General features: G+C 65.0%; 13 protein-coding genes. 5 read left to right on the top strand and 8 right to left on the bottom strand.

What is annotated here, in order from left to right:
- Positions 1 to 26: 26 nt before the first annotated feature.
- The 5 genes from J8I26_RS10640 to J8I26_RS10620 all read right to left on the bottom strand — a co-directional run bounded on the left by J8I26_RS10640 (position 27) and on the right by J8I26_RS10620 (position 5,081).
- Positions 27 to 671, bottom strand: a complete 645-nt coding sequence (locus tag J8I26_RS10640; RefSeq protein WP_209606909.1) for a MotA/TolQ/ExbB proton channel family protein — start codon at positions 669 to 671, stop codon at positions 27 to 29.
- A 69-nt stretch (positions 672 to 740) separates the two neighbouring features.
- Positions 741 to 3,131 carry a TonB-dependent receptor gene (locus J8I26_RS10635; protein WP_209606907.1) on the bottom strand — a complete coding sequence of 797 codons (2,391 nt, stop codon included), beginning with the start codon at positions 3,129 to 3,131 and terminating at the stop codon, positions 741 to 743.
- 71 nt (positions 3,132 to 3,202) lie between these two features.
- Complete coding sequence (locus J8I26_RS10630) at positions 3,203 to 3,934, bottom strand: TonB family protein (protein WP_209606905.1); 732 nt, start codon at positions 3,932 to 3,934, stop codon at positions 3,203 to 3,205.
- Between the two features lie 2 nt (positions 3,935 to 3,936).
- Complete coding sequence (locus J8I26_RS10625) at positions 3,937 to 4,344, bottom strand: biopolymer transporter ExbD (RefSeq protein ID WP_209606903.1); 408 nt, start codon at positions 4,342 to 4,344, stop codon at positions 3,937 to 3,939.
- A gap of 167 nt (positions 4,345 to 4,511) precedes the next feature.
- Positions 4,512 to 5,081 (bottom strand): hypothetical protein, encoded by a 570-nt coding sequence (locus J8I26_RS10620; RefSeq protein WP_209606901.1) that lies wholly within the window; start codon positions 5,079 to 5,081, stop codon positions 4,512 to 4,514.
- A gap of 293 nt (positions 5,082 to 5,374) precedes the next feature.
- On the opposite strand from J8I26_RS10620, the gene J8I26_RS10615 reads away from it, so the two are divergent.
- Both J8I26_RS10615 and J8I26_RS10610 read left to right on the top strand, forming a co-directional pair.
- Positions 5,375 to 5,734, top strand: coding sequence for a helix-turn-helix domain-containing protein (locus J8I26_RS10615; protein WP_209606899.1), 360 nt, complete (start codon positions 5,375 to 5,377; stop codon positions 5,732 to 5,734).
- A 145-nt stretch (positions 5,735 to 5,879) separates the two neighbouring features.
- Entirely contained in the window at positions 5,880 to 6,677 is a 798-nt protein-coding gene (locus tag J8I26_RS10610; RefSeq protein ID WP_245200251.1) for a CDP-diacylglycerol diphosphatase, read from the top strand.
- A 15-nt stretch (positions 6,678 to 6,692) separates the two neighbouring features.
- Here J8I26_RS10610 and J8I26_RS10605 read toward each other — a convergent pair whose 3' ends face one another.
- Positions 6,693 to 7,583: a LysR family transcriptional regulator gene (locus J8I26_RS10605; RefSeq protein ID WP_209606897.1), complete on the bottom strand. Its 891-nt coding sequence runs from the start codon at positions 7,581 to 7,583 to the stop codon at positions 6,693 to 6,695.
- Positions 7,584 to 7,730: 147 nt separating this feature from the next.
- Between J8I26_RS10605 and J8I26_RS10600 the strand changes: the two genes are divergently transcribed.
- Positions 7,731 to 8,477: an SDR family oxidoreductase gene (locus J8I26_RS10600; RefSeq protein ID WP_209606895.1), complete on the top strand. Its 747-nt coding sequence runs from the start codon at positions 7,731 to 7,733 to the stop codon at positions 8,475 to 8,477.
- 380 nt (positions 8,478 to 8,857) lie between these two features.
- The gene (locus J8I26_RS10595; RefSeq protein ID WP_209606893.1) at positions 8,858 to 10,114 is read left to right on the top strand and encodes an Hsp70 family protein; all 1,257 of its coding nucleotides are present in this window, start codon (positions 8,858 to 8,860) and stop codon (positions 10,112 to 10,114) included.
- A gap of 16 nt (positions 10,115 to 10,130) precedes the next feature.
- Here J8I26_RS10595 and J8I26_RS10590 read toward each other — a convergent pair whose 3' ends face one another.
- Positions 10,131 to 10,973 (bottom strand): aldo/keto reductase, encoded by an 843-nt coding sequence (locus J8I26_RS10590; protein ID WP_209606891.1) that lies wholly within the window; start codon positions 10,971 to 10,973, stop codon positions 10,131 to 10,133.
- Positions 10,970 to 11,173 (bottom strand): hypothetical protein, encoded by a 204-nt coding sequence (locus J8I26_RS10585; RefSeq protein ID WP_209606888.1) that lies wholly within the window; start codon positions 11,171 to 11,173, stop codon positions 10,970 to 10,972. Before J8I26_RS10585 ends, J8I26_RS10590 begins: the two co-directional genes overlap by 4 nt.
- Here J8I26_RS10585 and J8I26_RS10580 point away from each other — a divergent pair.
- Positions 11,172 to 13,445: an adenylate/guanylate cyclase domain-containing protein gene (locus tag J8I26_RS10580; RefSeq protein WP_209606886.1), complete on the top strand. Its 2,274-nt coding sequence runs from the start codon at positions 11,172 to 11,174 to the stop codon at positions 13,443 to 13,445. The genes J8I26_RS10585 and J8I26_RS10580 overlap by 2 nt on opposite strands.
- Positions 13,446 to 13,721 lie beyond the last annotated feature (276 nt).

Below are 13,721 nucleotides of genomic sequence, written 5' to 3'. Positions count from 1 at the left end.
GTAGCGTATTTGTTGCGTGGGCAGGATCAGGCGATGTGCAGCTTGCCATGGCCTTGCTGCGAGCTGGCCAATTGTTGCTCGGTGCGACCCACGCAGGCGCGCAGCATCAGCACCTTGAGGTGGTCGTTGATGCGCTCGATGCGTTCCTGGAACAGGTTGAAGAAGAACATGCCGACCACTGCGATGCCGATGCCCAGCGCCGTTGCGTACAGCGCGGTGCCGATGCCGGCTGACACCTGGCCCGGGTCGGACACGCCGGAGGCGGCCAGCGCCTTGAAGGTGTCGATGATGCCGAGGATGGTCCCCAGCAGGCCCAGCAGCGGGGCGGCGGTCACGATGGTGTCGAGGATCCACAGGCGTTGCTGCACGTCGCCGCGCTTGGCGATGTAGACCGACTCACTGAAGTCTTCCAGATCCTTCTCCGAGCTCAGGCGATGCTTTTCCGACAGGATGTCCGACACCAGCGCCAGCGGCAGGCTGGGGCGCGCGGTCAGTTCGGCGGGCAGCTCTTTCAGGTGCTGCACTGCGTGGGTCATGGCGCGCTCCAGGGCAGTTGCCTGGCGCATGGTGTAGCCGAAGAACAGACCGCGTTCGACGATGACGAAGATGGCCAGCGCGGCGCAGGCGTACATCAGATAGAAAGCCAGTTCGTGGAGTAATTGCATGTTCATGGTTGCCTCTCTTGCAGTGAACGGGGCGGCGGCTGTGATGCGGGGCCGCCGCCCCGGGGATGGCCGCGATCAGAAATCGGCGGTCAGTGTGACGGTGAAGGTGCGCGGCGCGCCGACGTACATGGACGGCGACGAGCCGGCCGCACTGCCGATGGTGGTGGCGTTGTAGGTGAACTGGCTGCCGCTGCCCGAGCTCAGGTTGAGGTATTGCTTGTCGAACAGGTTGAACACGTTCAGGCGGATGGTCGGGCTCTTGAGCCAGGAGGTCGACGGGAAGGTTGCGCCCGCGCCGGCATTGAACACCGTGTAGCCGCCGATGGCGTCGTCGTTGACCAGCGTGGTGTAACGGCGACCGGTGTACTTGGCCTGGCCGAACATGTACCAGCCGTCCTGCTGGTATTGCAGCGACAGGCCGGACAGCCAGTTCGGCGTATCCGGGAACTCCTTGCCCGAGACCGGCAGGTTGGTGGTGGCGTCGTAGCGCAGGTTGTCCTTCATCTTGCTTTTGATGTAGGACAGCGAGCCGTACACCGACAGGTTGCGGCTCAGCGCGTAACCGGATTCCAGCTCCAGGCCCTTGGAGGTCGAGTCGCCGACGTTGGTATCGATGCGGGTGGCGGTGTTGGGATCATACGACTGGGCGATGCGATTCTTGTAGTCGATGTAGAACACCGAGCTGGAGAAGGTCCACTTGTCGGTGGTGTAGCGATAGCCGAGGTCGTAGTTCCAGGAAGTTTCCTTTTCCACCGGGATATTGCGCACCGCGCCGCCGGTGTACACGCCGTTGACGAAGCTGCCGCCGCTGAGCGCGCCGAAGTACGAGAAGTTGCCCGGCGCCTTGAAGTTCTTGGCGGCATTGACAAACACCGACTGCGCCTGGTCCAGCTGGAAGCGTACGCCCACGCTGGGCAGGAACTCCGAGTAGGACTTCTTGAGCGTATAGAAGCCGCCCGCGCTCTGGCTGGGGTTGTTGGTGAAGTCGCGGTCGATGCTGGAGTAGCGCGCGCCGACCTGGACGTTGAGCTTGTCGTTCATCATGCTGATGCTGTCCTGCATGAAAGCCGACTTGCCGGTGCTGATGGTCATTGTGTCGCGGTACTGGACGACGCTGCCGTCCTGGTTGCGCAGCCACAGGGCGGGGTTGTTCTGCCACATGTCGGCGATGTTGCCGTTGTTGTCGACGGTGGAGAACTGGCCGGTTTGCTGGTGGCGCGCGCGCTCGTACCAATAGCCGAACATCAGCTTGTGATTGTCGATCTGCTGGTTGTACTTGAGCGTGACGCCCGGGCGGAAGGTGCGGGTGCGGCTGCCTTCGTAGACGAACACGGTATCGAGCGTGTCACCATCGCCGTTGATGTCGCGCACGCCGCCGCCCAGCAGGTTGCCGGCATTGCCTTCGGTCAGCGTCTGCAACTGGTTACCGCCGGTGCCGAAGCCGTACCAGAAGTAAGGGCTCACATCCACGCTGGCCGTCGGGCTCAGCTGGAAGTGGCCGTTGACAGTGGCCAGCCAGTTCTCGAACGGGTTCAGGTTATACGCGTAGTACAGGTCCTTGTTGCCGTTGTTGATGCCGGCGTTGGGCCCGTAGGTGGTGTCGTTCTGCGCGGTGCCGTTCACGCCCGGCTGGTGCACCGGCACGCGGGTGCCGAAGTCGTAGCCAGGGCCGAACTGGGCGATCTGCGCCTTGGTCAGCGAACGGTAATTGTTGTTGATCGCCTTGTTGTACATGAAGTCGGCGTCCACGAAGCTGCCCTGGCCCAGGTCCAGCTTGCTGCCGAAGTCGATGTGTTGCTTCACGGCGCCGCCCATGCCCTTGAACTTGTCGGCCGTGGTCTTCGAATACGAGATGAAGAACTTGAATTTGTCGTCGAACAGCTTGCCCGAGTCAAAGCGCACGAAACGCTTCCACAGGTTGTTGGAGCCGAAGGCGTTGGTGACGCGGATGCGCTGCTTGTCCTCCGGCGCGCACATGGTCATGCCGATGTTGCCGCCGGTGGCGCCTACGTGCGGCGCTTCGGTATCGGTCGAGCCCTGGGTCACGAAGATGTCGCACAGGTTCTCGGCGTCGGTGTACTCCTGCGGATAGACCGCAAAGCTGCCCGAGTCGTTGACCGGCGCGCCGTTGATGGTGAAGCCCAACTGGTCGCTGTTGAAGCCGCGCACGCGCACGTTGCCGCCGAACAGGCCGCTGCCGTCCTGGTCATAGCTGTTCACGCCCGGCAGCAGGTTGATCATCTGGTACGGGTTGCCGGTGGGCGATTGCTTCTCCATGTAGTCGCGGTTCACCGAGCTGCGCGCCTTGGGCGACTCTTCCGCCTGGATCAGGCCGGTGGCCTGGGCGGTGCCGGCATTGCCCTGCACGGTCACGGTGCCGACGTCGGTGGTCTGCGCGAAGGCCGGCGCGCCAGCCATGAAAAGCCCGGAAATCAGCAAGGACAGCCGGGTGAGTTTGCATTGCATGTCGTTTCCCCTGAAAGTTTGTAGGACGTGGTTTATGTGTAAGGCGCGCCGCCGCCGGCGGCGCATGCTGCTTAGGCCGGAATGAATTCCAGATCGGCGGTGAAACGGTGGGTGGCTTCGCCGTTGAAGGCGCCATCCGGGAAGCCCGCGAACGTGGCGCGGTTGATCGTCTTGCGGGCGGCGTCGTCCAGCGGCATCGAGTTCGACGAGGCGTCGATGCCGACGTCGACCACGCTGCCGTCGCGCTTGAGCACGAACCACACGCGCACCGTGCCCTTGGGGCGCAGCTGGCTGACTTCGCGTCCGCTCGGATAGCGCTTGATGCTGTTGAGGTGGGCGCGCAGCTTGCCGACGTATTGCGACTCGATGTCGGCGGTGCTGGGCGGCGGCGCGGGCTGGGCCACCGGTTGCGGCGCGGGGGCGGGCGTCGGCGCCGGGGCGGGCGGCGCGGTGTGCGCGGCCGGCTGCGGTGTCTGCATCACCGGCGTCTCTGGTGCGGGGCGTACCTGCTCGATGGGCGCCGGATCATTTTTTGGCGCAGGTTTCGGGGGCGGCGCCGGTGCCGGCTTGACTACCGGCTTGGGCGGCTCGACCTTCTTCGGCGGCTCGGGCGGCGGCGGCGTCTGCACCTTGGGCGCCGGCGGCGCTTCTTCGAACAGCGCGATCTGCACCGGCTTGGGATCCTCGTGGCGCATCAGGCGCGTGGTCTGCTGCACCCCGGCCAGCACCAAGGCCAGCAGCACCACCAGCGAGGGCAGGCCGGCCAGCGGTTCGCGGAAGCGGAAAATGAAGGGCGCGCGCATGGTCACTGCTTGCGGGTGGCGATCGAGATCGCGTCGAAGCCGCCCTTCTTCAGGGTGTCCATCACGTCGACCAGGCGCTGCACTTCCACGCCGCTGTCGCTGTTGATGATGAGGTTGAGTTTCTCGCCTTCCTTGCGCAGCTTTTCCAGGCGCGCCACCAGGCCGTCCATGGAGGTGTTCTCGCCGTCGACCTGGATCACGTCGCCCTTGGCGATGGTGATCACGGCCTTGCTCTGCGGCTTGAGGTCCTGCGCGGTGGAGGAGCTGGGCAGGTGGGTCTTCAGGCCCAGCGCGGGGATGACGTTGAGGCTGATCAGCACGAAAAACACCAGCAGGAACATCATCACGTCGATCATCGGAATGATCTCGACGCGGGCTTTTCGTTTCTTGGGTTCATCCCAGCTGCGCATGCTGCAACTCCTCGGAGCGTAGTTATAGAATTCATAGCGCTATAGTTTTTATAGCGATGCGCAGCGTAACGAGGAATTGTGTCGTGCGTATTACATCTACCGTGTTTGCGTAAACGCGGGTAAGCGAAGGTAAGCGCGAGGCAGGGGAGTGTAAGGACGGCGCGCGCTCAGCGGCGCGGCAAAGGCAGCAGGGACAGCAGGAACCTGAACAGATAGACAACGAGGATGGAGCCGCACAGGTCGCCGATGGACATCACCACCAGGCCGCTCCAGAAATGCGGCGACACGCCGCGCATGACGAACCAGAGCAGCTGGAACAGCGGATTGGTCAGCGCATACAGCAGGATGCAGGCCATCAGCCGGGTGGAGGTGAGGTTGGCCAGCGAGCGGCGCAAATCCATGCCGGAGAGCGTAAAGCGATAGGCGATGTAGGGCGCTGCCGCCGAGATCAGGCAGTAGCCTGCCGTGGTGATGGGATCATGCGGGAACAGCCGGTAGGTGGCCGCGGTGAGTGTGGAGCCGACCAGCAAACCGACGCAGCCGGCCTCTGCGAACAGCAGCGTGCAGATCAGCCGCACGCCCGCCGGCAGGTAGATCCAGGCGATGCCCTCGGTGAACTCGGTCTGCCGGAACAACCACTCGTTGATGGTGTAGAAAAGGAAATAACAAATCGCTGTCCCCGCTGCTGCGGCAACGTGCGTGCGCAAGGTGGTGCGAGTTGTCGGCAAGGCATCCATGGCGAGACGGCGTCGGGGTATCCGGAACGGCGCGTATGTTACCCATTTCCATGCGGCCTTGCAGCGCGGCTTCTTGCGGTGTGGTTAAATGCGCGCGCCGGCGTCTTGAGAAGATGCGCCGAGATTGCGTTGCGGGCGGGGCCGGGCGTATGATTCGCTATCGATTCTGTAACGATATTTCTGTGTAGAAACGAATAGCGAAAAAGCGAAATAACGATAAAGCGCGGTCATGGCGTGAGGGCGCTGTCACTGGCGCCACAATGCTGGAATGAGTGCGCAAAACGAGCGTAGCTATGGGTAAAAACAAGAGGCCTGCGGATATCTATCTGCGTTTCCTGCAACTGGCCAATGCAATGAGGGGACTGCCTTCACTGGCATCGCTGGATCCGTTGGAAGACCGGATCCTGGCCTTCATCGCCCGCGCCGGGCAGGAGCAGCAGCGACTGTCGGTGCGCGACCTGATGGCGCAAAGCGAATTCGGCTCGCCGGCGATGCTGCACGCGCGCCTGAAGTCGATGCGCGAGAAGGGCTGGATCGTGCTGGCCGACACCGAAGACCCGCGCCGCAAGCAGGTCGAGCTGAGCCAGGCAGCCTGGCTGCACTTCGACAAGCTGTCCAAGTGCCTGGTGCAGGCCACCCGCAGCGACGACTGATCGGCGATTGAATCGGCGACTGCGGCGCCTCGTACTTCTCTCCTCATTTCCCGAACCGAACCAAATCGAACCGCACTGCGACGCTGTCACGGCGCCGACACATGCAAGCGCTAAGCTGCAGCCACCGCCCGCCGTGGGTGTTTTCATGTTGCCGATCATGCGCCTGCCTGCCCAGCTGACTTCCCCGTTCTCTTCCACGCTCTCTTCACTGCTGCTTCTTCTGGCGTCGTTTGCCTGCGCCGGCATTGTTGCCGTGCCCGTCGCGCACGCCGCCAACCCGCACAAGCTGTGGGAAATCGTCAGCCAGGAATGCGTGCCGCACATGCAGGCCAAGGGCGATCCCGCGCCGTGCGCGAGCGTGGACCTGGAGCGCGGCTTCGTGGTGTTGAAGGATCTGGTCGGCCCGGCGCAGTACCTGCTGATGCCCACGCGCCGCCTGACCGGCATTGAAAGCCCGGAGCTGCTGGCCGCAGACGCGCCCAACTATTGGGGCTACGCCTGGCAGCAGCGCTTTCGCGTCGCGCAGACGCTGGGGCGCGCGCTGCGCGACGAGCAGCTGGGGCTGGAAGTGAACTCCGCCGCCGGACGTTCGCAGCTGCACCTGCATGTCCACATCGACTGCATGCGGCGCGATGTCGCCGAGAGTCTGGCCGCGCATCGCGCCGACACGCTGCGCCAGTGGACGCCGTGGCGGTTCGAAGGCCATCGCTACTGGGTGATGCGCCTGCCGGCCGATGCCCTGCACACCGACGATCCCTTCAAGCTGGCCGCCGCCCGCAGCGCCTTCGCCGCCTCGGCCATGGGCGCGCAGTCGTTGCTGCTGACCGCGGCGCGCTTTGAGGACGGCAGCGCCGGCTTCTACCTGGTCAACATGCCGGTCAATTTCGACCTGGAAGAGCAGGGCAGCGCCGAGGTCCTGATGGACCACGACTGCCGCTGGTAACGGCGCCGTAGCAGGCTAGCCGGCCAGCTCGCCGGCCAGCGTATCGAACACCAGCCGCAGCCGCGCCGGCATCGGGCCGCGCTGCGGACGGTACAGGTACATGTCCCAGGGCTCGGGCTCGAAGTCTTCCATCACCGTCACCAGCTTGCCGTCGGCGATATCGCGCTCGACCAGGAAACCGGCGATCTGGCCGATCGCCTGGCCGCTCCTGACGATCAGATATTCCGCCTCCGAGTCGTCGCACAGGAAGCGCGCGCCGCCCGCGTTCATCTGGCGATCGTGCGAGAAAATCCACGGCCACAGCCGGCCGGTATCGCGCGCCAGGATGCCGGTGCAGGGCAGCGTTTGCAGTTCCTCGATGCTGGTCGGTCGTCCGTATTTGCGCAGGAACTTCGGCGTGGCCACCACATAAAAGCGCGCCTTGCCCAGGCGCTTCACCACGAAGCGGTTGTCGCGCAGCGAGCCCACGCGGATGCCGATGTCGATCTTCTCGCCCACCACGTCGGCCAGCTGGTCGGTCAGGCGCAGATCGAAGCGCAGGCCGGGATGCTGCGCCGCCAGTCGTTCGACGATAGGCAGCAACTGGCTGCGTCCCAGCGCGGCGGGTGCGGCCAGGCGCACCAGGCCGGTCATCTCGTCTTCTTGTTTCTCGCCGTCACGCTCGAACAAGCCGTCCAGTTCGCGCAGGCTGCCGCGCGCGCGCTCGGCCAGCTCCTCGCCGAAGGCGGTGATGCGCACCTGGCGCGTATTGCGGTGAAACAGCATCTCTCCTTGCAGCCGCTCCAGCTCCTTGACCGCGCGGGTCACCGCCTGCGGCGAAATCCCTAGCCGCACGGCGGCCTCCTTGAAGCTGCCGGCGTCGGCGGCGGCGCAGAAGATGCGGATCATTTCGAGGCGATTGAGCATGGCGATGGTTCCTGAATATGGAATTATGAAATCTTAACATTTCCATTGTTTGGCATAGTTGCGGCCACCATACTTGCCTCTGACGCCGCACGGATCAGCAAGCGATACGGCGCCGGAACCCCACCTACCCATGCAAAGGACATCACCATGAACGCGAATATCAAAGACAAAGTCGTCATCATCACCGGCGCCAGCAGCGGCCTGGGCGAAGCCACCGCGCGCCATCTCGGCGCACTGGGCGCAAAACTGGTGCTGGGCGCACGCCGCGCCGACCGCCTCGACACGTTGGTGACCGAGATCACCGCCGCCGGCGGCCAGGCCATTGCAGTCGCCACCGACGTCGCCCGGCGCGACGACGTGGAGGCGCTGGTCGCCAAGGGCGTGGAGCGTTTCGGCCGGGTCGACGTGCTGGTCAACAACGCCGGCACTATGCCCTTGTCGCCGATGGCCAAGCTGATGGTCGACGAATGGGATCGCACCATCGACGTCAATATCAAGGGCGTGCTGTACGGTGTGGCCGCGGTGCTGCCGCGTTTCGCCGCACAGGGCTCGGGCCACGTGATCAACGTCGCCTCGGTCGCCGGCATCAAGGTGTTCGCCGGCATGGGCACCGTCTACAGCGCCACCAAGTTCGCCGTGCGCGCCCTGACCGAAGGCCTGCGCGCCGAGGCGCCCGAGGGCGTGCGCACCACCATCATTTCCCCGGGGGCGGTCAATTCCGAACTGAAGACCCACAGCTCCGACGCCGAGACCTCCGCCGCCGTGCAGGCCTGGTACGAGGCCAACGAGATCCCGGCCGATTCGGTCGCACGCGCCATCGCCTATGCGATCGAGCAGCCGGCCAACGTCGACATCAGCGAAGTGGTGCTGCGCCCGGTGGCGCAGGAGTTCTGATGCAATCGCGCTGAGCGTTTGCTCCGTCATTGCGTGAAGCGCCACAGCGGCAGCGATGCCGCTGTGGCGTTTTTGTTGTCGGCAAAGCATCGTGAACGACGCTGGGTCCCGGCCTGCGCCGGGACGACAGGTGGTGAGTGAACGGGTTCGGCTGAGGATTCGAGCCCATATCCCCATGTCGTCCCGGCGCAGGCCGGGACCCAGTGTCGTTGAGCCGCCATCCAGCCAAGCCGGGGAGCGGCAAGCCAGCCGATACCTACGCCAAAGATCTTGTCGCTCCGGCAAGGCATGTTGCTTGCTTCAAACGGTGCGGGGGAACCGGGCAGACAAGCCGGGCTCTTTTCTATATGATTGCCGACCCAAAAATGAAGGAGTGATCGATGGCGAACGCGTGCGGTGTGGATTTCGGCACCTCCAATTCCACCGTCGGCTGGATGCGCCCGGGTGCGGGCGACTCGCTGTTGTTGCCGCTGGAAGAAGGCAAGGCCACGCTGCCATCGGTAGTGTTCTTCAACGCCGACGAGAACGAGTTCAGCTACGGCCGCGCCGGGCTGGGCGAATACCTGGCCGGCTATGAAGGGCGCCTGATGCGTTCCCTGAAGAGCCTGCTGGGCTCCGGCGCCATCGACGGCCAGACCGAGGTGGGCGGACGCGCCTTGCCCTATCGCGGCTTGTTGTCGCAGTTCATCGGCGAGCTGAAAAAGCGCGCCGAACGCGCCGCCGGCGCTTCGTTCTCCAAGGTGGTGCTGGGCCGGCCGGTGCATTTCGTCGACGACGATGCCGCCGCCGACCGCCTGGCGCAGGATACGCTGGAAGAGATCGCGCGCAGCGTCGGCTTCACCGACATCGAGTTCCAGTTCGAGCCGATCGCGGCCGCCTTCGACTACGAGTCGCGCATCGACCGCGAAGAACTGGTGCTGATCGCCGACATCGGCGGTGGTACCTCCGACTTTTCGCTGGTGCGCCTGTCGCCGCAGCGCGCCGACCGCGTCGAGCGCCGCGACGACATCCTCGCCAACGGCGGCGTGCACATCGGCGGCACCGACTTCGACAAGTACTTCAGCCTGGCCTGCGTGATGCCGCTGCTGGGCCTGGGCGGCCGCCTGTCCGGCAATGCAGAGGTGCCTTCCAGCTATTACTTCAACCTCGCCACCTGGCACACCATCAACCAGCTCTACACCCGCAAGGTGTGGCAGCAGCTGCAGGACGTGGGCCGCGAGGTGGCCGACCGCGATCGCTTCGCGCGCCTGCTCGACGTGGTCGAGCAACGCTGCGGTCACTGGCTGGCGCTGCAGGTGGAAGGCGGCAAGATCGCCCTGTCGTCGCAGGAGAGCGCGGTGCTGGATCTGTCGCGCCTGCGCCCGCCCGAGACGCTGGAATTGAAGCGCGCCGAGTTCGACACCGCTGTCGACCATCTGGTGCAATCGGTGGAACAAACCGTGACCGGCCTGTTGGCGCAGGCCGGCTTGCGCGCCTCGGACATCGACAGCGTGTTCTTCACCGGCGGTTCGTCCGGCGTGAAGCTGCTGCGCCAACGTATCGGCGCACTGGTGCCGGATGCCAAGCATGTCGAGGGCGACCTGTTCGGCAGCATCGGCAGCGGACTGGCGATCGACGCCGCGCGCAAGTTCGGCTGAGTTTTTTTCTTTCTCCCTACAGCATCGCCAGTGCCTGCTTGCGCCGCGGCGGCGGGAAGGCGGCGTCGAGCTCCTTGAGGTCGGCGTCAGTGAGCGTGAATTCCAGGCAGGCGCGGTTCAGCTTCACATGCGCCTCGTCGGAAGCCTTGGGAATGGCGACCACACCGGGGCGGCGCAACACCCAGGCCAGCGCGATCTGCGCCGGCGTCGCCCCATGTCGCTGCGCCACCGCTGCCAGCGCGGCGTTCTTCAGGATGCGACCCTGCTCGATGGGCGAGTAAGCCATGATGGGCACGCCGCGCTCGACCGACTGCGGCAGCAGGTCGTACTCGATGCCGCGACGCGACAGGTTGTACAACACCTGGTTGCTCTGGCACTGGTCGCCGTGGTGTTCTTCCAGCAGTTCGTCGATGTCGTCTGTGTCGAGGTTGCTCACGCCCCAGCCATGGATCTTGCCTTGCGCGGCCAGCGTTTCCATCGCCTCCACCGTGGCCGACAGCGGGTGCGACCCGCGCCAGTGCAACAGGTACAGGTCGAGGTAGTCGGTGCCCAGGCGCTTCAGGCTGGCTTCGCAGGCGGCGATGGTGCCGCGCCTGGAGGCGTTGTGCGGCAACACCTTGCTGACCAGGAAGATCTCGCTGCGCCGCCCGGCGATGGCCTTGCCCACCACCTTCTCCGAACCGCCGTCGGCATACATCTCGGCCGTGTCGATCAGCGTCATGCCGAGGTCGATGCCGGCCTGCAGCGCCCGCACCTCAGCGGCGGCCTGCGCCGGCGATTCACCCATGTTCCAAGTGCCCTGGCCCAGCACGGGCATCTGTTCGCCGTTGCGCAGCTTGAAGGTCGGGATGGCTTTCATGCGTTCTCCTCGGTGATGATTCGGTTCGCGTGGAAAGGCATTAGAACCCATTTGCGCGCCGGGTTCATCACGCGCTGCACATAAGCGACATAAAGATGTGCTGCAGCAACATTGCCGGCGCCCGGCCGGCGCGGCGATTGTGGCCGGCCGCAACTGCTGGCATGATCGCAGCCAAGAAAAAATCCCGGGGGAAAACTCATGTTGCGTCGTTTGCGCCAGGCCCTTGCCAAATATTGGGCGCGCTGGCTGCTCGCGCTGGCCTTGACCGGCGTGGCGGCTTCACAGGTGATCGGCTTGCTGCCGGGCGAGTGGGTGGGGCGGCTGGACCTGTTCTTCTATGACTTGCGCATGCGCGTGGTGAAGGCCGAGCTGGACCCGCGCATCGTCATCGTCGACATCGACGAGCGCAGCATCGCCGAGCTGGGACGCTGGCCCTGGAGCCGCGACGTGGTGGCCAAGCTGGTCACGCAGATGACGCAGAACTACCAGGCCGCCTCGGTCGGTTTCGACGTGGTGTTCGCCGAGCCCGACACCAGCTCCGGCTATACCCGCCTGGAGCAGCTGGCCAAGGGCGAGCTGAAGGACGTGCCGCAGTTCGCGCGGCAGTTGCAGAGCCTGAAGCCCGAGATGGACTACGACGCGCGCCTGGCCGAGGCGTTGCGCGGCCAGCCGGTGGTGATGGGCTACAACCTGTCCAACGAACCCAACGCCATCCCCAAGGGCCAGCTGCCGCCGCCGGCGTTCACCGTGGCCGACCTCGGCGGGCGCAGGCTGGACGTGACACACTGGCGCGCCTACGGCGCCAACCTGCCGCAGCTGCAGAGCGCGGCGCGCAGCGGCGGCTTCTTCAACCCGCTGCCCGACGACGACGGCCTGATCCGCACCGTGCCGCTGGTGGCGCAGGTGGGCGACAACTTCTACGAATCGCTGGCGCTGGCGACCGCCCGGGTGGCGCTCAACGGCAAGCGCATCAAGCCGATCTTCCTGCAGAACGACGCCGTGCTGTCCGACGAGCAGCTGCGCGACTACGGCGCGCTCGACTCCATCGCGGTGGAGGTCAAGCCCGATCCGCTGTTCATCCCGGTCGAACGCCACCTGACCACGCTGGTCACCTATCGCGGCCACGGCGGCCCCGGCGGCGGCGCGTTCCGCTACGTGCCGGCGGTGGACGTGGTGCGCGGCACCTATCCGCACGACAAGCTGGACGGGCGCATCATGCTGGTCGGCACCACCGTGCCGGGCCTGAACGACCTGCGGGCCACGCCGGTCAGCCCGGTGTATCCCGGGGTGGAGGTGCACGCCAACCTGATCGCTTCCATCATCGACGGCGACTTCAAGGCGCGCCCGGAGTTCGCGGTCGGCTTCGACCTGCTGCAGGTGCTGTTCATCGGCCTGCTGCTGGGCCTGCTGTTGCCGATGCTGGGGCCGCTCTGGTCGATCCTGCTGACGCTGGCGTCGGCGCTGGGTATCGGCGGCTTCAACTTCTGGCTGTACAACGCCGGCGGCATGGTGCTGCCGCTGGCCACGGCCTTGCTGCTCATCACCGCGCTGTTCGTCTGCAACCTCGGTTGGGGTTACCTGTTCGAGTACCGCAACCGCAAGGCGATCGTGAACCTGTTCGGCGAATACGTGGCGCCCGAGTTGGTGGCCGAAATGGCGGCCAACCCGGAGAGCTACAACATGGAGGGCGAGATCCGCGAACTGACCGTGATGTTCTCCGATGTGCGCGGCTTCACCTCCATCTCGGAGAGCCTGCCGCCCAACGAGCTGCGCGAATACATCAACGCCTACCTGACCGCGATGTCGGAAGACATCCGCAACGACCGCGGCACGCTGGACAAGTACATCGGCGACGCCGTCATGGCCTTCTGGGGCGCGCCGCTGGAGGTGCCCGACCACGCCGCGCGCGCGGTCGCTACCGCGCTGCGCATGCAGCAGACCACGCTGCTGTTGAACGAAGAATTCGCCAAGCGCAACTGGCCGCCGCTGAAGATCGGCGTGGGCCTCAACACCGGCCAGATGCGCGTGGGCGACATGGGCTCCAAGATCCGCAAGGCGTACACGGTGATGGGCGATGCGGTCAACCTGTCCTCGCGCCTGGAGTCGATCACCAAGGTCTACGGCGTGGGCGTGCTGGTCGGCCATGCCACGCGCGAGGCGGCGCCGCAGTTCGCCTACCGCGAGCTGGACCGGGTGCGCGTGAAGGGCAAGAACGAGCCGGTGCCGATCTATGAGCCGCTGGCGCTGGAAGCCGAACTCGATGCCGGCCTGCGCGCCGAGGTCGAGCAATGGCATGCCGCGCTGGTTGCGCTGCGCGCCCAGCGCTGGGATGAGGCCGAGGCTTCCATTCTCGCCTTGCGGGAAAGTCGGGCGCGCGGACTCTACGACTTGTATCTGGAACGCATCATCCATTACCGCAGCGATCCGCCGCCCGCCGACTGGGACGGCGTGACCACCTTCGAGACCAAGTAAGCCGGCGCGCATGTAGGACAGCCGCGCCGGAGCTGGCATCGCAAATGCCGGGGCCGGCGCGGGACGTTGATGTCCCTGCAATGGCACCATCGATAAGTTGCCATGCGGCAAAAATAAGGAAGATGAAAAACGCCGCAAAGCCAAGCTGGTAGGGCATTTCAGTCGAATTTTGTCGACTGGAATCTGCTAAAGCAACTATACTTTACCTACGTCAAGAAACGGCTTTGCATTTGGAGGAATACAAGCCGTTGCGACCGGCCGGCGCCCAGCGCCGAT

Origin of the sequence: Herbaspirillum sp. LeCh32-8 (assembly GCF_017814915.1) — a bacterium.
Lineage (GTDB): Bacteria > Pseudomonadota > Gammaproteobacteria > Burkholderiales > Burkholderiaceae_D > Herbaspirillum.
This window is presented reverse-complemented; position numbering and strand designations above follow the sequence as displayed.